The 26,476-nt window shown below is 33.9% G+C and carries 26 protein-coding genes and 1 riboswitch; of the genes, 19 read left to right on the forward strand and 7 right to left on the reverse strand.

What is annotated here, in order from left to right; genetic code table 11:
- Positions 1-40: 40 nt before the first annotated feature.
- Together QQZ16_RS08720 and QQZ16_RS08725 are read left to right on the forward strand one after the other, a co-directional pair.
- Positions 41-562, forward strand: coding sequence for a hypothetical protein (locus QQZ16_RS08720; RefSeq protein ID WP_048717690.1), 522 nt, complete (start codon positions 41-43; stop codon positions 560-562).
- A 27-nt stretch (positions 563-589) separates the two neighbouring features.
- Positions 590-2,104, forward strand: a complete 1,515-nt coding sequence (locus QQZ16_RS08725; RefSeq protein ID WP_031534099.1) for a flotillin family protein — start codon at positions 590-592, stop codon at positions 2,102-2,104.
- Between the two features lie 48 nt (positions 2,105-2,152).
- Here the strand turns inward: QQZ16_RS08725 and QQZ16_RS08730 are convergent, their stop codons facing one another.
- Genes QQZ16_RS08730 through proV form a run of 3 tightly spaced genes read right to left on the reverse strand, consistent with a single transcriptional unit; the run spans position 2,153 to position 5,118 of the window.
- Complete coding sequence (locus QQZ16_RS08730; RefSeq protein WP_284561291.1) at positions 2,153-3,034, reverse strand: glycine betaine ABC transporter substrate-binding protein; 882 nt, start codon at positions 3,032-3,034, stop codon at positions 2,153-2,155.
- A 1-nt stretch (position 3,035) separates the two neighbouring features.
- Entirely contained in the window at positions 3,036-3,881 is an 846-nt protein-coding gene (locus tag QQZ16_RS08735; RefSeq protein ID WP_031534103.1) for an ABC transporter permease, read from the reverse strand.
- Positions 3,874-5,118 (reverse strand): glycine betaine/L-proline ABC transporter ATP-binding protein ProV, encoded by a 1,245-nt coding sequence (gene proV / locus QQZ16_RS08740; protein WP_284561292.1) that lies wholly within the window; start codon positions 5,116-5,118, stop codon positions 3,874-3,876. Before proV ends, QQZ16_RS08735 begins: the two co-directional genes overlap by 8 nt.
- Before the next feature lie 333 nt (positions 5,119-5,451).
- Between proV and QQZ16_RS08745 the strand changes: the two genes are divergently transcribed.
- The 3 genes from QQZ16_RS08745 to QQZ16_RS08755 all read left to right on the forward strand — a co-directional run bounded on the left by QQZ16_RS08745 (position 5,452) and on the right by QQZ16_RS08755 (position 6,532).
- Complete coding sequence (locus tag QQZ16_RS08745; protein WP_031534108.1) at positions 5,452-5,994, forward strand: GbsR/MarR family transcriptional regulator; 543 nt, start codon at positions 5,452-5,454, stop codon at positions 5,992-5,994.
- Positions 5,995-6,256: 262 nt separating this feature from the next.
- The gene (locus QQZ16_RS08750) at positions 6,257-6,361 is read left to right on the forward strand and encodes a YjcZ family sporulation protein (RefSeq protein ID WP_081836530.1); all 105 of its coding nucleotides are present in this window, start codon (positions 6,257-6,259) and stop codon (positions 6,359-6,361) included.
- Positions 6,362-6,400: 39 nt separating this feature from the next.
- Entirely contained in the window at positions 6,401-6,532 is a 132-nt protein-coding gene (locus QQZ16_RS08755) for a YjcZ family sporulation protein (RefSeq protein ID WP_081836521.1), read from the forward strand.
- Between the two features lie 67 nt (positions 6,533-6,599).
- Here QQZ16_RS08755 and QQZ16_RS08760 read toward each other — a convergent pair whose 3' ends face one another.
- A complete protein-coding gene (locus QQZ16_RS08760; protein ID WP_284561293.1) occupies positions 6,600-7,367 on the reverse strand; it encodes a TatD family hydrolase in 768 nt (255 codons plus the stop codon).
- A gap of 193 nt (positions 7,368-7,560) precedes the next feature.
- Between QQZ16_RS08760 and QQZ16_RS08765 the strand changes: the two genes are divergently transcribed.
- The 8 genes from QQZ16_RS08765 to QQZ16_RS08800 all read left to right on the forward strand — a co-directional run bounded on the left by QQZ16_RS08765 (position 7,561) and on the right by QQZ16_RS08800 (position 16,893).
- Positions 7,561-8,274, forward strand: coding sequence for an NAD-dependent deacylase (locus QQZ16_RS08765; RefSeq protein WP_235250287.1), 714 nt, complete (start codon positions 7,561-7,563; stop codon positions 8,272-8,274).
- A 171-nt stretch (positions 8,275-8,445) separates the two neighbouring features.
- Positions 8,446-10,026, forward strand: a complete 1,581-nt coding sequence (locus tag QQZ16_RS08770) for a peptide chain release factor 3 (RefSeq protein WP_235250277.1) — start codon at positions 8,446-8,448, stop codon at positions 10,024-10,026.
- Between the two features lie 679 nt (positions 10,027-10,705).
- Positions 10,706-11,776 carry an amino acid ABC transporter substrate-binding protein gene (locus QQZ16_RS08775; RefSeq protein ID WP_235250263.1) on the forward strand — a complete coding sequence of 357 codons (1,071 nt, stop codon included), beginning with the start codon at positions 10,706-10,708 and terminating at the stop codon, positions 11,774-11,776.
- 92 nt (positions 11,777-11,868) lie between these two features.
- Positions 11,869-13,041: an amino acid ABC transporter permease gene (locus QQZ16_RS08780; RefSeq protein ID WP_284561294.1), complete on the forward strand. Its 1,173-nt coding sequence runs from the start codon at positions 11,869-11,871 to the stop codon at positions 13,039-13,041.
- A gap of 9 nt (positions 13,042-13,050) precedes the next feature.
- Positions 13,051-14,250 (forward strand): amino acid ABC transporter permease, encoded by a 1,200-nt coding sequence (locus tag QQZ16_RS08785; protein WP_031534120.1) that lies wholly within the window; start codon positions 13,051-13,053, stop codon positions 14,248-14,250.
- Positions 14,251-14,268: 18 nt separating this feature from the next.
- Complete coding sequence (locus QQZ16_RS08790; protein WP_031534123.1) at positions 14,269-15,048, forward strand: amino acid ABC transporter ATP-binding protein; 780 nt, start codon at positions 14,269-14,271, stop codon at positions 15,046-15,048.
- Positions 15,049-15,281: 233 nt separating this feature from the next.
- Positions 15,282-15,755: a hypothetical protein gene (locus QQZ16_RS08795; protein ID WP_031534125.1), complete on the forward strand. Its 474-nt coding sequence runs from the start codon at positions 15,282-15,284 to the stop codon at positions 15,753-15,755.
- 146 nt (positions 15,756-15,901) lie between these two features.
- Positions 15,902-15,997, forward strand: a riboswitch (yybP-ykoY riboswitch).
- Between the two features lie 134 nt (positions 15,998-16,131).
- A complete protein-coding gene (locus QQZ16_RS08800; RefSeq protein ID WP_414630337.1) occupies positions 16,132-16,893 on the forward strand; it encodes a TerC family protein in 762 nt (253 codons plus the stop codon).
- A 78-nt stretch (positions 16,894-16,971) separates the two neighbouring features.
- Here the strand turns inward: QQZ16_RS08800 and QQZ16_RS08805 are convergent, their stop codons facing one another.
- Complete coding sequence (locus QQZ16_RS08805; protein WP_235250218.1) at positions 16,972-17,166, reverse strand: alpha/beta-type small acid-soluble spore protein; 195 nt, start codon at positions 17,164-17,166, stop codon at positions 16,972-16,974.
- Positions 17,167-17,577: 411 nt separating this feature from the next.
- On the opposite strand from QQZ16_RS08805, the gene QQZ16_RS08810 reads away from it, so the two are divergent.
- The 3 genes from QQZ16_RS08810 (at position 17,578) to QQZ16_RS08820 (ending at position 19,426) form a co-directional block, all read left to right on the forward strand.
- A complete protein-coding gene (locus QQZ16_RS08810; protein ID WP_031534131.1) occupies positions 17,578-18,933 on the forward strand; it encodes a TrkH family potassium uptake protein in 1,356 nt (451 codons plus the stop codon).
- A gap of 187 nt (positions 18,934-19,120) precedes the next feature.
- The gene (locus QQZ16_RS08815) at positions 19,121-19,279 is read left to right on the forward strand and encodes a hypothetical protein (protein ID WP_192840940.1); all 159 of its coding nucleotides are present in this window, start codon (positions 19,121-19,123) and stop codon (positions 19,277-19,279) included.
- Positions 19,280-19,426: a hypothetical protein gene (locus QQZ16_RS08820; RefSeq protein WP_192840939.1), complete on the forward strand. Its 147-nt coding sequence runs from the start codon at positions 19,280-19,282 to the stop codon at positions 19,424-19,426.
- A gap of 51 nt (positions 19,427-19,477) precedes the next feature.
- Here QQZ16_RS08820 and QQZ16_RS08825 read toward each other — a convergent pair whose 3' ends face one another.
- Positions 19,478-20,500 carry an acyltransferase family protein gene (locus tag QQZ16_RS08825; RefSeq protein WP_284561295.1) on the reverse strand — a complete coding sequence of 341 codons (1,023 nt, stop codon included), beginning with the start codon at positions 20,498-20,500 and terminating at the stop codon, positions 19,478-19,480.
- 407 nt (positions 20,501-20,907) lie between these two features.
- Here QQZ16_RS08825 and QQZ16_RS08830 point away from each other — a divergent pair, with 407 nt between their 5' ends.
- On the forward strand, positions 20,908-22,788 hold the full coding sequence (locus tag QQZ16_RS08830) for a PAS domain S-box protein (RefSeq protein ID WP_284561296.1): 1,881 nt from the start codon (positions 20,908-20,910) through the stop codon (positions 22,786-22,788).
- 215 nt (positions 22,789-23,003) lie between these two features.
- Complete coding sequence (locus QQZ16_RS08835) at positions 23,004-23,576, forward strand: metalloregulator ArsR/SmtB family transcription factor (protein ID WP_031534135.1); 573 nt, start codon at positions 23,004-23,006, stop codon at positions 23,574-23,576.
- 501 nt (positions 23,577-24,077) lie between these two features.
- Here QQZ16_RS08835 and QQZ16_RS08840 read toward each other — a convergent pair.
- Positions 24,078-24,863: a carbon-nitrogen family hydrolase gene (locus QQZ16_RS08840; RefSeq protein WP_031534138.1), complete on the reverse strand. Its 786-nt coding sequence runs from the start codon at positions 24,861-24,863 to the stop codon at positions 24,078-24,080.
- Between the two features lie 324 nt (positions 24,864-25,187).
- On the opposite strand from QQZ16_RS08840, the gene QQZ16_RS08845 reads away from it, so the two are divergent.
- The gene (locus QQZ16_RS08845) at positions 25,188-26,363 is read left to right on the forward strand and encodes a pyridoxal phosphate-dependent aminotransferase (protein ID WP_284561297.1); all 1,176 of its coding nucleotides are present in this window, start codon (positions 25,188-25,190) and stop codon (positions 26,361-26,363) included.
- Positions 26,364-26,476 lie beyond the last annotated feature (113 nt).

Consider the following 26,476-nt stretch of genomic DNA (forward strand, 5'->3'; position numbering starts at 1 on the left):
GGTGACCACATAATAAAATTTAAAAAATGGAAAGTGAATGATGTATATGGAAATATTCGGCTTTGATCTTCCCACCATTTATTTAACCGTATTAATAGGATCGGGAATATGTGTCATTTTAACATTATTATTATCAGATTTATTTGGCGGAGATATTGGTGTCTTCAATCCCACTTTAATCCTTGCTTTTTTTACGATATTAGCAGCAAGTGGCTATTTGATGGAAAAGTATTCCGATATCAATAGTGTTATGATTCTATCTATTTCAGCAGTTATTGCACTCATTGTTTCTAGCTGTTTACATTTTTTTGTATTTATCCCACTTGCCAATGCAGAGGAGTCATTGGTTTACAATGATGAATCATTAAAAGGGAGAATTGGCAGAGTGATTACTGCTATTCCGAAAGATGGATATGGAGAAATTTTAATTGAGAGTATAAGCGGTAATATTTCAAAGACCGCAGCAAGCTTTTATAATGAAGAAATTGGCTTTGGTGAGGAAACGGTTGTAGTAGAGATTAAAGAGAATGTTGCTTATGTAGTCCGTAATAACGGAATTTAGGAAAGTTAATAAGAGGAGGAAAACTGGATGCAAATGGAGATTTGGATTGTAATAGGAATTGTAGCAATTTTACTAATCGCACTTATTAGTATATTTATGGCAAAGTATAAAACAGCAGGACCTGACGAAGCGCTAATTGTAACAGGAAGCTATTTAGGATCAAAAAATGTTCATGTTGATGAATCTGGAAATAAAATTAAGATCATTAGAGGCGGAGGGGCATTTATTCTCCCTGTTTTCCAACAATCAGAGCCTTTAAGCTTATTATCTAGCAAATTAGATGTTTCGACACCCGAAGTATATACAGAGCAAGGTGTTCCAGTAATGGCAGATGGTACAGCAATTATTAAAATTGGTGGTTCTATTGGTGAAATTGCAACAGCAGCTGAACAGTTTTTGGGGAAAACCAAACAAGATCGTGAAAACGAAGCAAGAGAAGTATTAGAAGGACATTTGCGTTCTATCCTTGGTAGTATGACAGTAGAGGAAATTTATAAAAATAGAGATAAGTTTTCACAAGAAGTGCAAAGAGTTGCTTCACATGACTTGGCAAAAATGGGTCTGGTCATTGTCTCTTTTACCATTAAAGATGTAAGAGATAAAAATGGATACTTAGAATCCCTTGGTAAACCGCGTATTGCACAAGTAAAAAGAGATGCAGACATAGCAACTGCAGAAGCCGATAAAGAAACAAGAATTAAAAAGGCAGAAGCAGATAAGGATGCTAAAAAGGCTGAATTAGAAAGAGCTACGGAAATTGCCGAAGCAGAAAAAGAAAATCAAATGAAAATTGCTGATTATAGAAGAGATCAAGATATTGCAAAAGCGCGTGCTGACCAAGCGTATGATTTAGAAAGTGCTCGTTCTAAGCAAGAAGTTACCGAACAAGAAATGCAAATTAAGATCATTGAAAGACAGAAACAAATTGAATTAGAAGAAAAAGAAATTTTAAGAAGAGAAAAGCAATATGATTCAGAGGTTAAAAAGAAAGCTGATGCAGATCGCTATGCAATGGAACAGGCAGCTGAGGCAAATAAACGTCGTGAAATTGCAGAAGCAGATGCTAATCAATATCGTATTGAGTCACAAGCGAAAGCCGAGGCAGAAAAAGTCCGTGTAGACGGTTTAGCGAAAGCGGAAGCGGAAAAAGCAAAAGGGGAAACAGAAGCAGACATCATTCGCTTAAAAGGTTTGGCAGAAGCGGAAGCGAAACGCAAGATTGCAGAAGCATATGCACAATACGGCCAAGCGGCAATCTTAGATATGGTGCTTGACATGTTACCTGAATATGCAAAACAAGTGGCTAGTCCATTAGCGAATATTGATAAGATAACAGTTGTTGATACAGGAAGTGATGGTAGTAATGGTGGAGCAAATAAAGTTACTGGCTATGCGACAAACCTCATGTCAACAATGCAAGAATCTTTAAAGGCTTCAGCTGGGATTGATGTTAAAGAATTATTGGAGAATTTATCTGGTAAAGGGAATATTCGTCAAAGTATTAATGAATTGAATGATAATTTAAGTAATAAATCAGAATAAGGAAGAAAAAGGGTCAGATTTATAATCGGACCCTTTTTCAATATGCTATTATTCTTTCAAATCTTCAATGGAATCAATATCCATATAGCTTGGTACGACTAGTCCTAATTTTGTTCCTTCTAGGTTAGCGCCTAAATCTTCGAATTGGCCTTCATATTTGCTTGCATAGTCTTCATGTGTAATTGGTAACCAGCCAGCGATATGTGCGTCTAAGCTGCCGTCAGCAACACCAGTCCACATAGGACCTGCTTCTACTTGACTTAATGTTACATCATAGCCTAAATCTGTTAATACCTGGCCAACAACATTTGTACTTGCAATTTCGCTATCCCATGCAACGTAACCAATTTTAATTTTGTCACCATCAACGCTGTCTACACCGTCAGTCCATTCACTAACTTTATCAGCATTTTCTTTAACCCAGCTTTCGGCTGCTTTTTCAGGTGACTCTCCTTCATAAATATCCATCATAACAACTCCCATATCTTCTGTTGTCCAATGGAAATTATCTAATACTGCATATGCTTCAGGCATATCTTCTTTTAAGCCATTACGTACAATGGAATGAATGTTTTCATCTTCACCATATGAGCCTTTTGGATCTTCTAAGTATTTCAAATCATAGGCAGTAAACATCCAGTGCGGAGTCCAGCCTGTTACAATGATAGGTTCTTCTTTATCATATGCTTTTTTTAGCGCTGCAGTCATAGCCGCACTTGATCCTTCTACTAAAGTCCAATCGCTTAATTCATAGTCACTAATTGCTTGATTTGTTGCTTTCATTAATCCTGCTCCAGGGTCAATCCCAATAATTTCATAATCGACCTTTTCACCAATTGTAGCATTTTCGTTATCTGCACTGTCAGAACCACAGGCAGCTAACCCTAAAGTAAGCGTGATTGCTCCTAGTAAGCTTGTCATTTTTTTCATATTAATTTGCCCCCTTTTTTTTTGTGCCCACATTTTGGGTAATTCTATCTAAAATGATTGCAAGTACTACAATAGAAATACCGGCTTCAAACCCACGACCAATTTGAATCTGAGTTACAGCACGATAGACATCTGCACCTAATCCAGGCGCACCAACCATTGCAGCAATTACTACCATTGATAGCGCAAGCATGATACTTTGATTAATACCAGCTAATATAGTTGGCATTGCAAGTGGTAATTGAACTTTTAATAATTTTTGAGATGTAGTACTACCAAAACTTTCGGTAGCTTCTGTAATATCGCTTGGTACCTGTTGGATACCAAGAATTGTTAAGCGTATAGTAGGTGGCATTGCAAAAATTACAGAAGCAACTACTCCTGGCACTACCCCGATACTAAAGAAGAAAATGGCCGGTATTAAATATACAAAAGCTGGCATTGTCTGCATAAAGTCTAATATCGGGATTACGATATTGCGGACTGTATTGTTTTGAGAAGCCCAAATGCCTAGCGGAATACCAATAACAATCGAGATAAATACAGCTGAAAGAACAAGGGCTAATGTATCAATCATTGGTTCCCAGTAGCCTAAATTATCAACAAGTAATAAGCCTATAAGCGTAAATAGTGCAATCTTCTTATTCGCTAATTTCCAAGCCAGTAATGCTAATAAAATGATTAATAGAATAGGAGGAATGAATCCAAAGAAAGAAACTATAATATTAACTACAAATTCTAGTACTGCTGTAATTCCATCAAATAATACTTCAAAAGTAGTTGTAAGCCAGTCAACAAAGGAATCGATCCAATCTGCGACAGGCAGTTTAGGAAATAGATTATTCATTATTATCCCCCCCAACTGGTACGGCTTCTGTCGATGTAGGTGCATTAATAAGTTCATTATTACCAGCAAGTGCACCAATAACTGCACCTCTTACTAATATCCCTTTTAACCTATTTTGCTCATCTATAACAGCAACTGGAATGATTGCAGTGGAAACTTTATCGAATAGGTCAGATAATAATGTATCACCTGTTACCGTAATAACATCTTTTTGTAAGATTGCTTCGATTCCTTCATTTTTTTCGCTGGCTATACGTGCATCATCGGCAGTAATTGCTCCAAGAAGCTCTCTACGTTTATTTACAACATAGATACTTGAGATTCCGAGTTTCTTCATCATTTGTAATGCAACACGAGGACCTTTTTCTATATTGACTGCCTCTGCACGTTTCATTATGTGATTTGCCGTTAAAACTTTCGATAAATCAACATCTTCGACAAATCGTTCTACATAATCATTGGAAGGATTCATTAAAATTTCTTCAGGCGTTCCTACTTGGACAATAGATCCATCCTTCATTAATGCGATTCGATCACCAATTCGCAATGCTTCATCTAAATCATGTGTAATAAATATGATTGTTTTTTCCATATTTGATTGCAGGTCTAATAACTCGTCCTGCATATCTTTACGAATTAAAGGATCAAGTGCGCTAAATGCTTCATCCATTAAAAGAATATCTGGATCATTTGCCAATGCACGAGCAAGACCTACCCTTTGTTGCATCCCGCCACTTAGTTGGTCTGGATATTGATTTTCGTAACCTGTTAAACCAACTAGTTTAAGAGCTTCTAAGGCTTGTTCTTTGCGAGTCGCTTTATCTACACCTTGAATTTCTAAACCAAATTCAGCATTTTCTAAGATTGTTCGATGGGGAAGTAATGCAAATTTCTGAAAGACCATGCTTACTTTTTCTCTACGAACATTGCGTAACTCTTCTTTAGACATACGTACAATGTCTTTCCCATCAATATAAATATTCCCGATGGTTGGATCAATCAGACGGTTAAACATACGAACTAATGTTGATTTACCACTTCCTGAAAGTCCCATGATTACAAATATCTCTCCAGGATTCACTTCAAAACTAGCCTTATTTACCCCGACTGTTGCTCCTGTTTTTTTAAGAATATCTTCTTTTGATTCACCATTATTTAATAGCTGAATGGCCTTTTTTGCATTTTTCCCGAAAATTTTTGTTACATTTTCGATTTTTAATTTTGCCATACTTTCCATTTTTTCACCTCTTTAATTCTAACCGCTCTATTGTATATCGAGCCCTCACTTATTATAGGAGATAATTAGCAAGTATTTCAAACGGTATAATCAGTTGAAATCATTCATTCTGAACGTACAGAAAAAACTGAACTAACTGTAGGTGCTTAATTCTTAATAATGCGCCCAAATGCTTCCTTTTCCTATAGTTGATGTTACTTTACTTTTTTTTCATTCATGTTAATCTATAAACAGAATATACTTTTAAGTTTTTGATTATTGATTCACCTTGATTATTGAAATAATCATTATTAAAATGATTAAGTAAACATAAAATATGGATGTGAATGATAAATGACGGATAGGGAGCAGTTAAATATTGCTCGAGAGAGAGTAATTGATTCTGTAGCACAAAATATGGATTTATATGGTGTAACAGAATCAATTGGTAGATTATATGGGATGTTATTGTTCCAGCAAGACCCAATGACTCTTGACGAAATGAAAGAAGAGCTGGGGATGAGTAAAACCAGTATGAGTACATCGGTTCGAACCTTACTTGAATTGAAAATGGTGGACAAAGTTTGGCGAAAAGGTGTTCGAAAAGATTTATATAAGGCGGAAGAAGATTGGTATCAATCATTTATCGATTTTTTCACGATCAAATGGAGATTGGCAATTACGGAAAATGTGTATGCCATTGAAAAGTCCATTAATGAATTAAGAGTCTTAATAAATAAAGACGATATTTCTGAAGATGTTAAGAAAGATGCGGAAAATGACTTAGAAAAATTAAATTATGCAATCAATTACTATAATTGGCTAGATCGGTTTGTAGATAGTTTGGAATCACATGAAATATTTCATTTAGTACCAAAAAAAGAAGACGAAAAATAAATCTAAGTAAATTTTACTAAAAGGGTGTTTTCATATACGGTTTGATATAAAACCATATATGAAAACATTTTTTTGTTTTTTTGACGATAATAAAACCTTTTGGATTTACGCAAATAAAGTAAAAAAGAAAAGGAAATCTAAGGGAGAACAATTTGCTCAAAGTCAAAACTGGTTAAAAAACCTAAAAAATGTGCATTTGTCTATCGCACATTTTAGATTCCTGAATAGGATATATGGAATCAAAAAAAGGAGGTTTTTATTCATGGGTGAAGTTGGAGTAGGTTACGGCGGAGGTTTCGCTCTTTTAGTAGTATTATTTATTTTATTGGTGATTATCGGTGCTTCTTGGGGTTACGGCGGATTTTAATAATCCGTAACTGAATAGAATGTAAAAGGAGGAACTAGAATGTACGGATATGGTGGTTGTGGATATCCTAGCTATGGCTATGGTGGTGGAGGTTACGGCGGAGGTTTCGCCTTAATCGTTGTTTTATTCATTCTTTTAATCATTGTAGGTGCAGCTTGTTTCAAATGGTAAAATGTTGAAAAGGTGGAGACTGATTCGAAGGGATCAGTCTCCTTTTCTCTACTACTATAGCGATCAATTAAATAGAGTAAAAATTTTTCGTGTTTTTCAAAAGCTGGTTGTACATATCTGGTAATGTAATGTTTTTAATTGCCGATAAATAGTGAACGGTATCGTGAATCATCATTGGAACAGTTTTTTGATGGTGATAAGGTCCTTCGAGTGACCAAGGGCCATCTGTTTCTACCATTATATTTTCAATTGGGTATAGTTTTGCAAGTTGGCGAGTTTTTTCCTTATATAATAAATCAGGAGTAATGGAAATAGAATAACCATTTGATATCATTTGTTCTATTGTTTTGGGATTTCCCTTAAACCAGTGAAAATGTGCCTTTGAGAAGCTGTGTTTTTCAAGTAAATGAATAGCGATATCTGCTTCTTCGTAAATACTATGTAGAATAACGGGTTTTTTAAATTTTTTTGCAAATATAATAAATAGCTCCAAAATTTCCATATAAGGTTCTAAAGGAATGCAAGAAGGAGATTTTCTCCGTATATAATGGGGCAAACCAACTTCACCAATTGCAGTCATGCTTTCTTGATTTTCGTGCATCCATGTAAATAGAGCAGATAAGGATTTGTCAGAAGGGATAGATTGTTCGGGATGATATCCATATGCGGCTTTAATAAAAGCGAACTCCTGGCTCAGTTTTTTCGTTTTTTTACATGATTCTAAATTACTTGAAACACTGATGGCATATTGCACTGTTTCTTCCATAGCAAAACGAAGTATATCGTCTCTGCTGTACTGATCTAAATGAATATGTGCATCTATTATCTGTTTCATCTTTCATCACCTTTAAATGTTAGATTGGAGAAATGACTTATAGTCTCCAATAATAGATATTTTCTTTCATTCATTATAACAGAAGGAAAGAGTAGGAAACCAATCGAAATTAATAGGAAAGAACATTGATTTTGAGTACTTTCATCCATTTGATAAAATGAAGGGATAAGAGGTACGTAAGGGGGAGTGTAAGATGGTTTCATTAGTAAAATTAATCAAGTCTGCAAATCATTTAGTTGTATTTACAGGTGCAGGTATGTCAACAGAAAGTGGATTACCAGATTTTCGGTCAGCTAACCGTGGATTATGGACAACCGAACAAAAGCAATATCTTTCCAGTACGAATGCCTTAAATAATCATTTACAAGAATTCACCGATTTTTATAGAAAAAGAGTACAAGGTATCCATGACTTCAAGCCACATAAAGGGCATGAAATTCTGGCTGAATGGGAAAGAAAGGGGTATTTAAAACAAATCATTACCCAAAATGTTGATGGATTTCATCAAGAAGCAGGAAGTGAGAAAGTCGCTGAACTACATGGGACACTAAAAAAGGTTCATTGTGAAACGTGTGGAAGAAGCTATCTAAGTGAAGAATATCTACATGATAATTATACATGTGGCTGTGGTGGTGTATTGAGACCCTCCATTATACTCTTTGGTGAAATGCTCCCAGAACAGCCTTTTTTAACGGCAGAAGAAGCTGCCATTAAATCAGATGTTTTTTTAGTATTAGGTTCTTCTTTATCAGTATCACCAGCAAATCAATTTCCATTGCTAGCAAGTGAAACGGGAGCTAAGTTAATTATAGTAAACAAAGAACCAACAGAAATGGATGGGATTGCAGATATCGTTATTCATGAACCAATTGGCAGCGTATTAGAGGAAATAAATTCTAAGCTATAATGAACAGTATGGGGGAGAGCAAAAGAAATTAAAGCTTCTTTGAGAATATAGAAGAAAATAGTCGAAATAAAACTAGTTTAAATACATTTAAACCCATTGCAAACTTTGATATATCGAGATAATATAAGGGAATGGACTAAATTTGAAAGCGTAAAAAGAGAGGAAAGTAACATGTCAAAGAATTTTAAACAGGATGTACTGTCACGTCGCACCTTTGCGATTATTTCCCATCCGGATGCTGGTAAAACGACATTAACGGAAAAATTATTACTATTCGGTGGCGCTATTCGCGATGCTGGAACTGTTAAAGGGAAGAAGACAGGGAAATATGCAACAAGTGACTGGATGGAGATAGAAAAGCAAAGAGGAATCTCTGTTACTTCCAGTGTGATGCAATTTGATTATCAAGATGCACGCGTAAATATTTTGGATACACCAGGTCACCAAGACTTTAGTGAGGACACTTATCGTACACTTACAGCAGTTGATAGTGCTGTCATGATTATTGATTCTGCAAAAGGGATAGAGGAACAAACATTAAAGCTATTTAAAGTTTGTAAAATGAGGGGTATTCCTATTTTTACTTTTATAAATAAATTGGATCGCCAAGGGAAAGCACCTCTTGAGTTACTTGCAGAATTGGAAGAAGTGATGGGAATAGAGTCCTATCCAATGAATTGGCCAATTGGAATGGGAAAAGAATTTCTAGGAATATATGATCGTTTTTATAAACGGATTGAACAGTTCCGTGTAGAAGATACTGATAAGTATATTCCGCTGAATGAAGATGGCGAAATTGAGGGAGACCATCCAATTAAACGGGATTCCTTATATGATCAAACGTTAGAAGAGATTATGCTATTAAATGAAGCAGGGAATGAATTCTCTGAGGAGAAAATAAACAATGGGGATTTAACGCCAGTATTTTTTGGGAGTGCCTTAAGCAACTTTGGTGTTCAAACGTTTTTAGAAACCTACTTGCAATTTGCTCCATCGCCACAAGCAAGAAACTCTTCTGTTGGCGAGATTGATCCGCTTTCTGAGGAATTTTCAGGGTTTATTTTTAAGATTCAAGCGAATATGAATCCAGCTCACCGTGATCGTATCGCATTCCTACGGATTTGTTCTGGGAAATTCGAACGAGGAATGACTGTTAATTTACCGAGAACTGGAAAACAAGTGAAGCTAGCTCAATCGACTCAATTTATGGCAGATGACAGAAGCACTGTAAATGAAGCGGTTAGTGGGGATATTATTGGATTATATGACCCAGGATTTTATCAAATTGGAGATACGTTAACGGTTAGTAAAACATCCTTTCAGTATGAAAAATTACCACAGTTTACACCAGAGCTTTTTGTAAAGGTAACAGCAAAAAATGTAATGAAACAAAAGCATTTTCATAAAGGGATTCAGCAGCTTGTTCAAGAAGGAGCAATTCAGCTGTATAAGACTGTTAAAACGGAAGATTATCTTCTTGGAGCAGTAGGTCAATTGCAATTTGAAGTGTTTGAGCACCGCATGAGAAATGAATACAATGTTGAAGTAATTATGGAACATGTTGGCTCTAAAATTGCTCGTTGGCTAGTAGATGAAGAAGTGAATGAAAATCTTTCTAGTGGAAGAAGCTTATTGGTGGAGGATCGTTTCGGCAAAAAAGCATTTTTATTTGAAAATGAATTTGCCTTAAGATGGTTCCAAGATAAAAATCCAGAAATGAAATTATTTAATCCGATGGATGAACAAGAATAAGATAGAAATAAGATTGTTTCAAATGGATATCCCCTGTTTATTTAAGGGGGGTTCCATGGCTGGAACAGTCTTTTTTTATTTGGAATAATTCTTGTTTCCAAGGGACCCTATGTAATCTATTTAGATTGATTCATTAGGATGGTCAATCAATAAAAAGATATCATAGGAAGGAGGAGATATGTCTAAAGAGTATGTCAGGTTTTTGAACAAATGTAGGAAGGAAAATAGATGAAGAAAACAAGTGTTTATTGAAAAAGGAGAGAGATTATTATGTTGGTATAATATATTTTAGAAGAATACTATTTGTTTTTTCTGATAATTATTAAAATAATTAATAAATTATTAGTATTCATAGTAGGAATAAAAGTCTTTCGATAGTCGAATTACTGATATATAAGGTTTTTGTATGTCTAAATAAATAATTAACACGCGATAATTATAAAAATTAAAAGTTTTCAAAAAACTATTTGTATTTAGAAAAAAAATAGGTATAATAAAAACAAGTTGTTATAAAAGTTAACAAACAAATGTTAACATATTTGACTTGTTAGCAATTTAGCAATGATGATACTATCTTTCGATGCAATAAGAGTATTCTATTAAGTTAAAAAGATTGAATATTCGTTCAATGGAAGTCAGGTAGTATGATAACAAAATAGATAATAGGGGGATATGTTGCATGAAAAAAAGTTTTTCGCTTACTCTTAGCATTTTACTAGTGCTTGTACTTGCTTTAGCCGGCTGTTCAAGTAAGACAGGATCTGACGAGGATGGTAGCAGTGGAGAAACATCAAATTCTAGCAGTCTACTTGATACTATAAAAGAAAGAGGAACTTTAAAAGCTGGTATTAATGATGCACTTCCTGGCTTTGGATACATAGGATCAGATGGAGAAAATACTGGTTTTGATGTTGATTTTGCAAAAGCAGTTGCAGCAGGAGTACTTGGAGATGCAACGAAAATTGAATTTAGACCATTATCAGCTACCGACCGTTTCACCGCTGTTCAGTCTGGTGAAGTTGATGTGTTAGTACGTAACACAACTTGGACAACAAACCGTGATGCCGAAGTAGGCTTAAGCTTTGCTCCAGTAATTTTCTACGATGGGCAAGGAATTATGGTACCGAAAGATAGTAATATCAAAACGTTACAAGATTTAGAAGGAAAAACAATTGGTGTAGAAACAGGAACAACAACTGAATTAAACTTAGCGGATCAAATGAAAGCGGCAGGCGTTAACTATACAGCACAAACATTTGATAATGCTGATGCAGTAATAGCTGCATATGAGCAAGGCTCAATCGATGCATGGACAACAGATAAATCAGGACTAGTTTCTCGTCAGTCTACATTACAAGATCCAGATGCACATATTATTTTGGAAGAAACACTTTCAAAAGAACCTTTAGCTCCAGCTGTTAAAGATGGAGATGAAAAATGGGCAGATGCGGTAACTTGGATTGTATTTGCAACAATTCAAGCAGAAGAATTTGGTATTACGTCTCAAAACGTAGATGATTTCTTAACTAGTGAAAATCCAGAAATTCAACGTTTATTAGGAGTAGAAGGAAACCTTGGTGAACAATTAGGACTATCTAATGACTTTGCCTACCAAGTAATTAAACAAGTCGGTAACTATGGTGAAATTTATGACCGTAACTTAGGTCCAGATACAGTGTTCAAATTAGAGCGTGCTCAAAATGCATTATATAGTGATGGCGGATTATTGTACTCTATTCCGTTCCGTTAATATGAATTATTAAGTTTAAAAATAAGGGGGGTTCTCAAATTGTCATACCCTTTTGAGTACCCCCTATTCTTTTAGGTGAGAGGTGAGAAAGAGTGGAAGTAAAAAAGACAACATCGACTCCTCTTTGGAGAAATAGAAAAATAATACCGATTATTGCTCAAATCCTCTTTGTCATTTTAGTAGGAACAGTGATTATTTTTATGGTCAATAATGTGATATCTGGTCTTGAACAAATAGGATTGACATTAGGATTAGATTATTTAACTTTAAAAGCATCTTTTCCGATTTCAGAATCTATTATTAGCTATACACCTGATGATCCATATATACGTGCATTATTGGTAGGATTATTAAATACGTTTAAGGTTTCTATTTTTGGAATTATATTTGCAAGCATTATCGGAGTTATAGTGGGTGTTGCACGTTTATCTGATAACTGGTTAGTAAGCAAGGTGGCTACTGTATATGTAGAGGTTTTTAGAAATACTCCCCTTTTGGTACAAATATTTATATGGAATTTTGCCGTATTTTTACCGATGCCAAAAATACAAGAAGCACTCTCTATCGGTTCTTTCTATTTTTCTAATAGAGGGACATCCATCCCATGGTTTACATTACAAGATAATACGCTTATTTGGTTAATCGTACTCATTCTCCTCATTGTAGGTAGTGTATTTTTATTCAGAATATTAACAAAGGTATCATTAGAATCAGGTAAATCTACATATCCACTAATCTCCAGTATCGGATTAATAGTAATTGGCGCGATTATTACTTTTCTTGTTTTAGGAAATGGCCCATTTGGTCTATCTGTTCCAGTTTTTAATGGAAATTCTTTTGATGGTGGAACATCTTTATCTATTGGGTTTATGTCTGTGCTCGTGGCACTAACTATCTATACATCTACTTATATTTCAGAAATTGTCCGTGCTGGAATTATGGGCGTTCCAAAAGGACAGACAGAAGCTGCAAAAGCACTTGGCTTTAAAAGTCGCACTGCGCTTCGGTTAATTATTTTTCCACAGGCAATCAGAATAATTATCCCGCCGTTGACAAGCCAGTATTTAAATTTAATAAAAAACTCAAGCTTAGCGATGGCGGTAGCATATCAAGATATTGTTGGAATCGGAAATACAATCATTAATCAAACAGGACATACGTTAGAGACACTATTAATTGTAATTTCTGTATATTTACTGTTTAGCTTAACTACATCCCTGTTAATGAATCTTTTCAACAAAAAATTCCAGCTGGTAGAAAGGTAGGGAAGCGAATTGGATAATATACAATTAGAAAACACGGAACCAGTTATGGAAACCACAAAATTAAATAGTCAGAAAAAACTACAGTTATGGCTTAAAAATAATTTATTTAAAGACTGGAAAAATGCAATAGTAACGATTGTGACCCTAATGTTTACAATTTATTTACTTGCAAATATAGGGAAATTTTTATTTGCCAGTGAATGGAATGTTGTCACTGATAATTTGAGACTACTATTTGTTGGGCAATTTCCAATAGAAGAAATTTGGAGATTGTGGGTATCCCTTTTATTTATGTCTGTGTTATTAGGTACTTCTTGGGGAGTTTGGAGAGGGATAATCGGTCATGTAGCAATTAGTCTTGGTGCTCTATTATTAGTATTCGGCATTCTTCCGTATACAGAAAATGAATCCAAAGTATACTTGTTTTCATGTATTGCTACGATTGTTGTTTTTTATTTCGTTGGGAAATATGTTCCAAAATTAAAAATTCCTATGCTTGTACTATGGATATTATATATTCCAATCTGTCTTTCTATCATTAACGGATTTGGAGTATTAGAGCCTGTAAAATCAAATGTTTGGGGAGGATTCTTATTAACTTTAGTAATTGCGTCGGTAGCAATTATTTGTTCTTTTCCAATAGGTTTATTACTTGCAGTAGGTAGACGAAGTAAACTGCCTATAATAAAGTATTGCTGTATTCTGTATATAGAATTAATTCGTGGAATGCCTCTCATTATGGTTTTATTTATTGCACAATTATTGCTTCCTATGTTTCTTGGAGGTATTCAATTAGACAATGTTGTTCGTGCCATGATTGCATTCACCCTATTTAGTGCCGCATATTTAGCAGAAAATATTCGCGGTGGATTACAATCGATTCCGAGAGGACAATTCGAAGCAGCACAGGCACTTGGGTTAAATAATGTCAAAGTAATGATTTTTGTTGTTTTGCCACAAGCCTTAAAAGCCGTTATTCCTGCAATGGTTGGACAATTTATTTCTGTTTTTAAAGATACATCATTGGTTGCGGTGATAGGATTAGCGGATTTCCTTGGTATGGGGAAAAAAATCGCTGCCAACCCTGAATATCTAGGAAAATATATGGAGTTATACATTGTCATTGCGTTTATATACTTCATTTTCTGCTTTTTAATGTCCCATGTAAGTAAACATATCGAAAAATCACTTGGTGTTGGAACGAGATAGAAAGGAGAATCGGATTATATGGAAAGTGTATTTGGAGTAAATAAATTAACAACCCCTTTAACGGAGAGAGAAGATATTATTAAAGTAAATAAATTGAATAAATGGTATGGAGATCATCATGTATTAAAGGATGTAGATCTTACGGTTAAGCAAGGAGAGGTTATCGTTATTTTAGGACCATCTGGGTCAGGCAAATCAACCTTTATTCGTACGATTAATGCTTTAGAAGAATTTCAAAAAGGTGAAATCATTGTTGATGATATTGCATTAACTGATGATGTTAAAAATATTGAAGAGATTCGTAAAGAAACGGGAATGGTATTTCAATCCTTTAATTTATTTCCACATATGACAATTTTGAAAAATATTTCTTTAGCTCCTATCTGGGTGAGAAAGTGGAAGAAAACAAAAGCGGAGCAAATTGCAAAGGATTTGCTAGAAAGGGTAGGTATTCCTGAACAAGCGAATAAATACCCTGGACAATTATCAGGTGGGCAACAGCAGCGTGTTGCAATTGCAAGAGCATTAGCGATGCAGCCTAAGATAATGCTATTTGATGAACCTACATCTGCACTCGATCCAGAAATGGTAAAAGAAGTATTAGATGTTATGAAAACTCTGGCAGAATCTGGTATGACTATGCTTGTCGTAACACATGAAATGGGATTCGCAAGACAAGTAGCAGACCGTATTATCCTTTTTGATAAAGGAGAAATTGTAGAAATGGGTAAACCAGAAGAATTATTTGACAATCCTAAGCATGAACGGACGAAAGCTTTCTTATCTCAGATACTTTAAAAAAAGGCCATTTGGCCTTTTTTTTGTTTATTCTATTTTAATATAACGCAACTTCATCACCAACTATCTTTCTGCAATTCTCATAAGCAAGAGGAGAGGGGTGGATAAATAAGAATATTGGTGCAGTATAGTAAGTTTTTTAATGATGTAAAAATTTAGAAATTCATTTTGTATAAAAAATCACTATTTTGATAATTATATAAGTAGGTACAGAAAAATAGATGGTGATACCAATGAAGGGCCTAAGTAGACTTGAAGCAATCATGTGGAGTATTGCACTTCCAGGTTTTAGTCAGTTGTTATTGAAAAAATATTGGAAAGGAACATTGTTTGTTATTTTAGAGTTTATTATAAATGCGAAAAGTAACTTCAATATGGCAATTATGCTTAGTTTTTGTGGCAATATCCAAGAAGCGATAGACGTAATAGACTTTCAATGGATATTGTTTTATCCGTGTTTATATATGTTTGCGATGTGGGATGCTTATAAAGAAGTAATGGATACAGACAATGAATACGCATTTTTGCCATTTGTTTTTTGCGCATATTTTGTTACGGTGGGCGTTTTTTATTCAACAAAGTTGAAGCTATTTGGCGTATTGTTCGGTCCTGTTTTTTTACCGATGGTTTTTTTGATACCTGGTATCATTTGCGGTCATATAGTAAAGTATTGTTTAATCTATTATAGGAAAAAGAGACATTTGTGAAACGTATGCTAGATCCTAGATATAGGGTGAAAGCATAGGATTCATTATGTTTATTCAAAAAATTATCAGTAAAATAAAAAAATATAGAAAAAACTATTGGCAAAATAGCTCAACTATGTATATAATTAATACATATTAATATTTGTATACTACTCAAAGGGGAGTAGCTTTTAGGTTGATACCTAAAACAAAGTCGTCAGTTCATGGCATTTGCCATCGGCTTTGTTGGCATATTAGTGCTTAGCAAGACCTTTGCCTATTTGGCAAAGGTCTTTTTTGCGCACTTTTGTACATAATAACGAGAGTTGTAGCAAAACCTGCTAATAGGAAGTATACAAATAAATACCTAAAGGGGGAAAAATTATTGGATGCGAGCATGTTATTAGAGTATGGTTGGGTTTTATTAATTCTAGTTGTATTAGAGGGGTTATTGGCAGCAGATAATGCAGTAGTTATGGCGGTTATGGTTAAACATTTACCTGCTGAGCAACAAAAAAAGGCGCTTTTTTATGGCCTATTGGGTGCGTTTGTTTTCCGTTTTGCTACATTATTTATGATTTCGTTTTTGGTAGACGTATGGCAAGTTCAAGCGATAGGTGCCATTTATCTTCTCTTCATTGCGGTGCATAATATTTATGGCAAATATGCGAAGAAGAATGAAGGGGATAAGGAGAAGAAGACGAAGAAACAATCTGGTTTTTGGATGACTGTTTTAAAAGTAGAGTTAGCAGATATTGCTTTTGCAATCGATTCTATGTTAGCGGCAGTTGCGCTTGCAATTACCTTACCAAAAACAAATTGGTTTTCGCTTGGTGGAATTGATGGCGGACAATTTTTAGTTATGTTCATGGGTGGTTTGATTGGATTAATCATCATGCGTTTCGCAGCAAACTGGTTTGTCAAGTTACTTCATTCCCGCCCGTCTCTTGAAACAGCAGCATTTTTAATTGTTGGTTGGGTTGGTGTGAAATTAGCTGTATTTACTTTAGCACATCCATCAGTAGGATTCCTAGATGAACATTTTCCAGAATCTAAAATATGGAAAGGGATTTTCTGGGTTGTATTGGTAGCAATTGCAATTGGGGGATATTTCTTTTCCAATAAAGAAGCTGTTAAAACAAAGGAAAGCAATGCATAAAAGGTTAGAAAAAGCCATCCATATTTGGAATGGCTTTTTCTAATAATTTATTCAACAAACTACGCTAGATTAGCGATATTACTGTGTTTTACCTGATAGTTCTGCTTGTGCTTGTTGAACAAGTCTTTTTGTAATTTCTCCGCCGACAGAGCCGTTGGCACGAGAAACGGTATCTGATCCTAAATTCACTCCAAATTCTTGTGCAATTTCATATTTCACACTATCTAAATATTGTTCAATTCCCGGAACTAATAATTTATTACTAGAAGCCATTCTTTTTTCCTCCTTATTAATAGTACAGTGATTATTTATCAAATTCATTTGCAATTTATATGGAAATGATAAATGATTCTGTATTAATAATATATGGATTTTATTGAAGTTCATTAGTGGTAATGTTTGTTTATATGGGAGAAAATAGGATAAATTACAATCAACATAAATTTTTTGAAAAATTTGTTCTTGTCATTTGCTTTATGAAAAGAATTTCAAAAAAATGAATCTTTCCCAACTACATTTGCGTATCGTATAATGTTACAGTGCCTCTATAAAAGTTAAATAAACAATTATAATATAAGGTTGTACGACTAGGGATAACTTATACTGTTTATTATCCATGCATAAAGGATCTTGTTAAAAAAGGTCTTTAATTAATTAGCTTTGAAAGAAAGGGATTGTTTTTTAATGGGCAAGAAGTTTAAGTTAGTCCTTCAAAACCTAACTCCTGCGCAAATGATAACCAGCTATTATATTTTAGCAGTTAGTATATCTGTTCTGTTATTGAGTTTACCAGGTGTACATAAAGAAGGAGTAACGGTATCGTTTATGGATACACTTTTTACTGCAGTAACAGCAGTAAGTGTAACAGGACTAACGGTAATTAATATCGCAGAGACATATAGTACATATGGAATTATCATCTTAATGCTTGTTTTACAATTTGGCGGAATTGGCGTTATGGCTATAGGAACATTTTTCTGGATGATTTTTCGGAGGAAGATAGGATTAAGAGAGAGACAGTTAATTATGATTGATCACAATCAGTCTAATCTGTCAGGGTTAGTCAATTTAATTAGAGAAATCTTTAAAATTATTGTAATCATTGAAGTTGTTGGAGCTATTATTCTTACATTGCAATTCCATAATTATTATCCTACCTGGAAAGAATCTCTTTTACATGGAGCTTTTGCGTCCGTTAGTGCTACAACAAATGGAGGTTTAGATTTAACAGGACAATCTCTTATTCCATTTAAGGATGATTATTTTGTACAGTTGGTAAATATCATTCTAATTACATTGGGAGCTATCGGTTTTCCTGTATTAATTGAAGGAAAGAATTATCTTTTTCCAAAAGAAGGGAATGTGAATCTTAAATTTTCTTTATTTACAAAGTTAACGACCATGACGTTTGGTTTTCTTTTGTTATTTGGAACAATTATGTTTATTCTTTTAGAATGGGGTAATTATTATGCAGGAATGAACTGGCACCAAATATTCTTTAATGCCTTTTTCCATTCTACGTCTACACGAAGCGGTGGGTTAGCAACAATGGATTTAAATGCTTTTTCTATTACGACATTGCTTATTTTTTGTTTCCTTATGTTTATTGGAGCTTCTCCAAGTTCAGTCGGTGGGGGGATACGAACGACAACCTTTGCATTAAACATATTATTTATTTATCATTATGCAAATGGAAACAGACATATAAAGATCTTTAAAAGAGAAATACATGAAGAGGATATAATAAAATCATTAGTAGTAACAATATTTGCAACTGGTATTTGTATTGTCGCTGTTATTGCTCTTTCCATATCTGAAAATGCCTCTCTTATTGCAATTCTTTTTGAAGTTTGTTCTGCTTTCGGTACTACAGGGCTTTCCTTAGGCTTGACTCCAGAATTATCTAACTTTGGAAAATGTGTAATTATGCTCCTCATGTTTATCGGAAGAATTGGATTGACTTCTTTCATCTATATCATCGGTGGAAAAGAGAAAAAAGATAATTTCCACTATCCAAAAGAACGAATCATTATTGGGTGAAACACCAATTTTACTAAAACAGCCTATTATAACTAATTAATAACCCGAACAACAATTGTACTTGTTTGGGTTTTTTTATAGTTAGAATACTTGTGTACCTTATTCCGTTTTAACAAATGTAGGGAAGCATATCTTCTTTTTGCTTGTGAATAATAAGAATGTAAGTGTGAAAGGAGAGATGACAAAAATGGCAAAGCGCAAGGCTGAATTTAATAGTGTAGAAAAATATAGTAAAACTCCGAAGAAAAACATCCAAGAAACGGAATTTTCTGCTGAATTTAGCAGAGGCGAGAACCCAATCAAAGGTGCTAATCGAAATTCTAAGCAAGGAAGAGAGGGAAATTAAATGTCGAAAAAACAAAAGAATCGTAAACAAACAGAGAGCTCAAATGTAGAATTTGGTCAAGAATTTGGCGATGTTAATGCAAGCAAATTCTTTGATACAGAAGCGTTAACAAAAGATAAAGTAAAGGGAAAAGCTAGAAGGAAATAAAGAAATCTTCCCATCAGTGAATCCGTAACTGATGGGAAGATTCTTCAAAATCTATCTATTCGAAGTATATGTCGACCGTTTAAAGAGTAGTTGTTTCAATTTTGAACTTCTTAACTCAATCAGCGGCTGTGTTAAAGAAATGATTATATTGCTTGAAAGCAGCATCGTTATTAAGAATGATACAACGACAATCATCACATAGGATCTCGGAGATACAAATATATCCGGCAAATCGCTTTGTCTAAAAAGACGAATAAAGAAACCGTGTAATAAATATACATATAACGTTGATTTACCAAATTTAGTAAAAAAATACTCCCTTTTTGGTACACATGCGAAAAAACAAAAAATCATTAGAAAGCTTAATATATAGAAAAATACTCGCATTGCCATTCCTGCAATATACCCTTCTCCTAATGTCTCATAAGATTTAGAACCAAATAACCATTGATAATTAATCGACGGAAAGAAATGAAAACCGATAAAAACAAGAGCGAAAATGATAATAGCGCTAATTTTAGCTTTTCTCGTTTTAACTAAATTGAAATGTTCCTTCTTCATATAAAAGCCCATTAAGAATAAAGGGAAGAAAACGAATGTTCTTGTTAAACTTAAATAGGTTGATGTCCAGTCAATCATACCTATTGCAAGTCCTAAAAGTAGGGATATAATAATCCCTTGTATCGGCTTTAATTTCACAAAAGCTAATAAGAAGATGTTCCAAAAAAATAAACTAATTAAAAACCATAATGACCAATGTGGTGTTAACGGTTCAATGGCAAAAGTCGACTTTCCATAAAGAAAATAATAAAAAATGCTGTATACTAATTGAAAGATCAGGTAAGGAATAATCAGCTTCTTTGCATATTTTTTTATATAGCCCTTTTCCGCAATCCCCTTAGCAAAAAATCCCGAAATTAATATAAATGCCGGCATATGAAAAGTGTAAATTACTTTATATAACGTATAAATATTTTGATTGTCATTTATAAATGATTGGATAAAATGACCGAAGACAACGAAAAAGATCAAAATAAATTTTGCATTATCAAAGTAGTAATCCCGTTGTTTCATAAACTCATCCTTTCATGAATGGAAATATCATATATTTCACTAACTATATATAACACAAAATCCCTTGTTTTAATCGCATGTAGTCAATCTGTTAAATAAATAACTTTTATTTATTACAAAAATGAAATGAACTGGTGAACAACCCAAAGAGAAAAAATCTTATTTATCATAGCAGGTAAAACTTTAAATTTGTTTAATTTTTTGTGGGTCTCTATTAAGAAATAATAGGGGAGAAAGGGATATATTGGATAGATTGTGACAATTCATTTGTTTCTTTTAAATTGGGAGCTTCCTTTTCCTATTTATAAAAATAGTTTTATTCTCTTATTTTTTCCAGAAGTAAAGGAAATTCGGAAATTATGTAGAATAATGTAAACACTACGTTTGTAAGGAGGGTAACCACTAGGATGGATCGTATATCCTATTCAGAAGAATATCGCCAATTGCAGAAGAAACTAAGCGAAGTCGAGAAAGAGAATACAATTCTGAGAAAAAAACTAAAGGAAAAGAGTCATATACAGGATAGGCGATCAACTGCTTTCCAAACAATAAATGTAGGAATCATTATATTTGATAAAAATGGTGTTATTCGCGATATCAATACATTTCTTTGTGATAACTTTAACTTAAAAGTTGATCAAGTTGTCGGTAGAAATATAACCCACTTCCTTCAACAAGAAGAGCGTTCGATGATAAGAAATAATATTAACAATCTAATAACCAAATCTGATTTGCATTCAAAACGTAGCATATTACCGTTAACAATTAATAATAAATTACATTATTTTGAAACCTTAACAAGTTGCTTGCCATATGATATGGGGTTTGTAACAATCATCGAAAATATTACAGAAGAAATAGAGAAAGAGAAAGAAAAAGAAGAAACACAAATTTTGTATAATGAATTTTTTACAGAAGCACTAGATGGGATAATGCTATGGAAAGAAACAGGGCAAATTATTGCAGCTAATGCCTCTGCTCTTAAAATTTTTGAAAGCACGAAGGAACAATTGCTGACTTCGAAGATTAGTGACTATATTTATAAAAAAGATAAGCAATATGCTGAAATAGTCATGAATTTATATCATCAAAAGGAAAATCGTGATGAATTAATGTTTTTGATGCCAAATGGGCAGAAGAAAATACTGGAATTTACAACAAAACTCCATTCGGTGGAAGGTTTAAATATGAGTATTTTTCGCAATGTAACGGAACGATACAAAATGGAAGAGGAAATAAGAGAAAGTAAGGCGATGTTCGAAAATATTTTTGAAGAAGTTTTTGATGGTATTATTATTTGGGATCAGAAATTTACAATAATAGATATGAATAAAGCGGCAGAACGTCTATTGTGCAAAAATAAAGAGCAAGTAATCGGTCTAGATTTATTATCCACTCTTCCTCCTGCTAAATCGATAGGCGAAGATATCAAGCCTAAATTAATTCATTTGAAGGAAGAAGGACAAAATCAAGGACTATATACAGTGAAATTTCAGAATAAATGGGAGTACACACAGCTAGAATATAGAAATAAATTTAATGTTTATTCTGGCTTAAGTATTACTACGCTACGTGATATTACAGAGAATGCCATCTTGGAAGAACAACTGAGGAAATCATCTACATTAAATGTTGTAGGAGAATTGGCAGCAGGAATAGCACATGAAATTCGTAATCCAATGACAGCTTTAAAAGGGTTTATTCAACTATTAGAAACAGATGTGGCTTCTCCTGAAAATGAAATGTACTTTGGGGTAATAAAATCGGAGCTAACGAGAATTGAATCCATTATTAATGAATTTTTATTGCTTGCTAAGCCACAGGTAGTCAAATATGTAAAAAGTGATTTAAGACAGATTATGAATGAAACGATGGAATTACTTCATGCTCAAGCAGTATTACAAAATGTTCAATTTATAAAAAAATACGAAGAAGAAATTCAGATGATTTACTGTGAACCTAATCAAATGAAAAAAGTATTTATAAATATTATCAAAAATGCAATAGAGGTATTAGAAGATGGCGGAGAAATCGAGGCTTCGATGGAAGTAAAACAAGATTACTTCCATATAGCAATCCGGGATAATGGAAAAGGGATGAGTAAAGAAAAGCTAGCTAGAATCGGAGAGCCTTTTTATACGACAAAAGAAAAAGGAACAGGATTAGGTTTATTAGTATCTTATCAAATAATAGAAGACCATCAAGGGAAAGTGAAAGTAGAGTCGGAGCTGGGCATTGGTACGACTTTTCACCTCCTACTTCCAATAAACATAAACAAAATAGACTAATGGAATTATTACAAAAGACCCCGTTGATGTAAACTAGGTCTTTTTTTGTTGAAGTAAGGTAAAAGGGAAAGCATCTCGTAAACTTTGTCCGTTTTCTAAAAGATTGTTGTTTTTTCAATAGGAAAAAAGAATTAGTTAATACTGATTTTCTTTCTTGACACAACCAACTACTTTTATTAGTATCTAATTAGAAGGTTATGAAAGTAGGTGGTTGAATGCAATTAGATAAATTGGTTGCTTTTTATAAAACAATGGGAGACCCAACGAGAATAAGAATTATTTCTTTATTAGCAAACAAACCATGGAATGGGCAAGCTTTAGCAGATAAACTAGGCTTATCTGCCCCTACGATTACACATCATTTAAAGAAAATGCGTGAAATAAATATCGTCTATGATAGAAGAGATAAGAACACGATTTATTTTTATTTAAACAAATCTGTTATTTTGCAGCAAACAGAAGCCTTAAAAAAACTTGCTATAGGAATGGAGGAAAGTGTAATGACTGTTAACAATGAGGAACAATCAAAAATTATCGAAAACTTCTTTACTGCAGAGGGGAGACTTAAGAATATCCCTGCTCAAAGAAAGAAGAAATTAATAGTATTCAAATACATGTTAAAAGGATTAGTTTTTGGAAGAAAATATGAGGAAAAAGAAATAAATGAACATATAAAACAGTACTTTGATGATTATGCCACTATTAGAAGAGAATTTATCATTAATCATTTTATGTATAGAGAAAATAATATATATGAACTTAATCCAGAGGAAATGTGGGCAAAGTAAAAAATAGGAAGGACTGATCAACAGAGTCAAACAGTCCTTAAAAGAATGATCGGTATTTTTGTTAATATTTTTGCTATAATCCGCTGCCTAAATACACTTTGCTTTCAAATGGGAAAGCTTTTAATCCCCGTGTTTCGGCTATAGGATCTCACTCTCGCAAATCGAGATCACTGAAAAAGTGATAGCTATTGATGATTGAGAGTAACTGCCTTTTAAACTTAGATGTGCAAATTGTTTTCCGAGGTGCCCACGTGACTCATAGGGGCGAGCGCCGAGCCGCTTCACAGCCAGGGTCTCGGACTTTCTCGCATCTCCCGTAGGAGTCGAGCGGACGCCTCTCCAAACCAACTTAATATTCGCTTTCAAATAAATAAATTCTTATTTAATTTGGAGATACTATTCTTTTTCAGTGCCCTCCGCAAATCCAAGAGGAGTCTAAGTTTATGTGTATTCAGGCTGCTCATTATTTCTACTTAGAATATTTTTATAAAAATGCTAAAATCAATTATAAAATTCTGGTTTGCGATCGGTAAAAATAGGGATAGTCTTCCGAACTTCTGTAACTTTATCTAAATGAACAGAGGCTGTTAGAATTTCTTCTTCTTCACCGGCTTCTGCTACGATTTCTCCCCATGGATCAATAATCATACTATGTCCTGCAAAGACATTATCAGGATCTGCACCAACGCGATTACAAGCAATTACAAAGCATTGATTTTCAATGGCTCGAGCAATAAGGAGGCTTTTCCAGTGTGCCAATCTTGGCTTTGGCCATTCAGCAACAACAAAGATTGCTTCCGCCCCTTTTGTTGTATGTGCTCTTATCCATTCTGGGAAGCGAATATCATAGCAAATCATACTAGCAAACATTCTCTCTTCTAAAGAAAACAATCCACTTGATGTTCCGCTTTTTAAATATAAATGTTCATCCATTAATTGGAAAAGGTGGAGCTTGTCATAGGTGTGGGCGACATTTCCTGATTTATCTATAACAATAAGGGAATTAAATATGCCATTTTCCTTCTTATTCGCAATAGATCCACCAATGATGTGAACTTGATGTTTAAGTGCTAATTCACTTAAAAAAGAGATAGTTCTTTTGGCATGATTATCAGCAATTGATGAAAGTCTTGCTAAGTCATAGCCCGTTGACCATAGCTCAGGCAATACAATGATATCGCAGTTATCTTTGCAAGCGGCCGTAATTTTTTCTTCTGCTTGCTGAAAATTATCTTCTGGTTTACCGAATGCAATATCCATTTGAATCAAACTAATTCGAAAATTCAAAAGCTAACACCTCTATTCATCTTCGTTATTTTCCTATATAATGATAATCAACTAAAAAATCCAATTATTAAGGTAATTTGGTTATATCATAAAAAAGCGAATTATTAAATGATTATTTTTGTATTGCATCATTTAAGTAAGTGAAATATTTTTAGCGATTATCCCACTATTAACGGACAGGAACACGCTCATTTCTTTTTGTAGGAGATTTGATAATCAACTGTTTGTAAAGGTTGAATGATTCCATTAACATCAGCGGGGAAAAAGAAGAAAAATTTCCCTGATGGAAGTTTCACTTTATCGTTTAAAGAAGGTGTGAGTTATATGAAGAAATATGAACAATCTCAGTTATTGAAAAATTTGCCAGAACAATTCTTTGCTTCATTAGTTACAAAAGTTAATAGCTATATTGAGAGAGGTTATGATGTGATTAATTTAGGACAAGGTAATCCAGATCAACCGACTCCTTCTACTATTATCCAGAGCCTGCAAGCTGCAGCAGAAGAACCGAAAAACCATAAGTATTCACCTTTTAGAGGCTATCCTCATTTAAAAACGGCCATTTCTCTATTTTACAAGCAAGAATATAATGTAGATTTAAATCCTGAAACAGAGGTGGCTATTTTATTTGGGGGGAAGGCAGGTCTTGTTGAAATTCCGTTATGTCTATTAAATCCAGGAGAAACAGTAATGGTTCCAGATCCTGGCTATCCCGACTATTTATCTGGGATTGCTTTAGCACAAGCAGAAACAGTTATGATGCCGTTGCGAGAACAAAATGGGTTTTTGCCCAATTATAAGGATATAGCAGAAAAGGATTTAGAGAAAGCAAAGTTAATGTTTTTAAATTACCCAAACAATCCGACAGGAGCGATAGCAACAAAGGAATTCTTTGATGAGACAGTTTCTCTAAGTAAAAAGCATGACATTTGTGTTGTCCATGATTTTGCATATGGTGCGATTGGCTTTGATGGAAAGAAACCAATTAGTTTTCTTCAAGCTGATGGAGCAAAGGATATTGGAGTTGAAATATATACATTGTCAAAGACGTTTAATATGGCAGGCTGGAGAGTAGCCTTTGCAGTTGGAAATAGCAGTGTTATTTCAGCTATTAATCTTTACCAAGACCATCTGTATGTAAGTTTATTTGGTGCGATACAGGAAGCTGCTTACACGGCATTAACAGAATCTCAAGAGAGTGTAAAAAGGATGAATGAGCTTTATGAAAAGAGACGAAATATATTAATAAAAGGACTCAACGAAATTGGTTGGGAAGTGAAGGCGCCAGAGGGATCCTTCTTTGCTTGGCTGAAAATACCAGATGGTTTTACGTCACAAGAATTTAGTGATTATTTATTAGAGACAGTACATATTGCAATGGCTCCAGGATCGGGTTTTGGTCAATTTGGAGAGGGATATGTTCGAGTGGGGTTATTAACAGAAGTGGATAGATTACAAGAGGCCATTGAAAGATTAAGTACACTTCCGATTTTTAAATAAGATGGAATAAAGCTATAAAATTTCATTTAGGATTGAATAGATTTTTATCTATTTAATCCTTTTTTAATATAAAGAGTACTAGCTTTTTTTATATGAGGGGAAATAATGGGCGG

It is taken from the genome of Bacillus sp. T2.9-1 (assembly GCF_950097965.1).
GTDB lineage: Bacteria > Bacillota > Bacilli > Bacillales > Cytobacillaceae > Niallia > Niallia hominis.

Bases quoted from the DNA above. Each gene is read 5' to 3' on its own strand.
- QQZ16_RS08805 (WP_235250218.1), bottom strand. From the start codon at position 17,166: ATGGCTTCTAGTAATAAATTATTAGTTCCGGGAATTGAACAATATTTA.
- QQZ16_RS08750 (WP_081836530.1), top strand. From the start codon at position 6,257: ATGGGTGAAGTTGGAGTAGGTTACGGCGGAGGTTTCGCTCTTTTAGTA.
- QQZ16_RS08755 (WP_081836521.1), top strand. From the start codon at position 6,401: ATGTACGGATATGGTGGTTGTGGATATCCTAGCTATGGCTATGGTGGT.
- proV (WP_284561292.1), bottom strand. From the start codon at position 5,118: ATGGAAAGTATGGCAAAATTAAAAATCGAAAATGTAACAAAAATTTTC.
- QQZ16_RS08720 (WP_048717690.1), top strand. From the start codon at position 41: ATGTATATGGAAATATTCGGCTTTGATCTTCCCACCATTTATTTAACC.
- QQZ16_RS08745 (WP_031534108.1), top strand. From the start codon at position 5,452: ATGACGGATAGGGAGCAGTTAAATATTGCTCGAGAGAGAGTAATTGAT.
- QQZ16_RS08730 (WP_284561291.1), bottom strand. From the start codon at position 3,034: ATGAAAAAAATGACAAGCTTACTAGGAGCAATCACGCTTACTTTAGGG.
- QQZ16_RS08765 (WP_235250287.1), top strand. From the start codon at position 7,561: ATGGTTTCATTAGTAAAATTAATCAAGTCTGCAAATCATTTAGTTGTA.
- QQZ16_RS08830 (WP_284561296.1), top strand. From the start codon at position 20,908: ATGGATCGTATATCCTATTCAGAAGAATATCGCCAATTGCAGAAGAAA.
- QQZ16_RS08795 (WP_031534125.1), top strand. From the start codon at position 15,282: ATGAAGGGCCTAAGTAGACTTGAAGCAATCATGTGGAGTATTGCACTT.
- QQZ16_RS08725 (WP_031534099.1), top strand. From the start codon at position 590: ATGCAAATGGAGATTTGGATTGTAATAGGAATTGTAGCAATTTTACTA.
- QQZ16_RS08790 (WP_031534123.1), top strand. From the start codon at position 14,269: ATGGAAAGTGTATTTGGAGTAAATAAATTAACAACCCCTTTAACGGAG.
- QQZ16_RS08800 (WP_414630337.1), top strand. From the start codon at position 16,132: ATGTTATTAGAGTATGGTTGGGTTTTATTAATTCTAGTTGTATTAGAG.
- QQZ16_RS08760 (WP_284561293.1), bottom strand. From the start codon at position 7,367: ATGAAACAGATAATAGATGCACATATTCATTTAGATCAGTACAGCAGA.
- QQZ16_RS08825 (WP_284561295.1), bottom strand. From the start codon at position 20,500: ATGAAACAACGGGATTACTACTTTGATAATGCAAAATTTATTTTGATC.
- QQZ16_RS08845 (WP_284561297.1), top strand. From the start codon at position 25,188: ATGAAGAAATATGAACAATCTCAGTTATTGAAAAATTTGCCAGAACAA.
- QQZ16_RS08835 (WP_031534135.1), top strand. From the start codon at position 23,004: ATGCAATTAGATAAATTGGTTGCTTTTTATAAAACAATGGGAGACCCA.
- QQZ16_RS08820 (WP_192840939.1), top strand. From the start codon at position 19,280: ATGTCGAAAAAACAAAAGAATCGTAAACAAACAGAGAGCTCAAATGTA.
- QQZ16_RS08735 (WP_031534103.1), bottom strand. From the start codon at position 3,881: ATGAATAATCTATTTCCTAAACTGCCTGTCGCAGATTGGATCGATTCC.
- QQZ16_RS08775 (WP_235250263.1), top strand. From the start codon at position 10,706: ATGAAAAAAAGTTTTTCGCTTACTCTTAGCATTTTACTAGTGCTTGTA.
- QQZ16_RS08770 (WP_235250277.1), top strand. From the start codon at position 8,446: ATGTCAAAGAATTTTAAACAGGATGTACTGTCACGTCGCACCTTTGCG.
- QQZ16_RS08810 (WP_031534131.1), top strand. From the start codon at position 17,578: ATGGGCAAGAAGTTTAAGTTAGTCCTTCAAAACCTAACTCCTGCGCAA.
- QQZ16_RS08815 (WP_192840940.1), top strand. From the start codon at position 19,121: ATGGCAAAGCGCAAGGCTGAATTTAATAGTGTAGAAAAATATAGTAAA.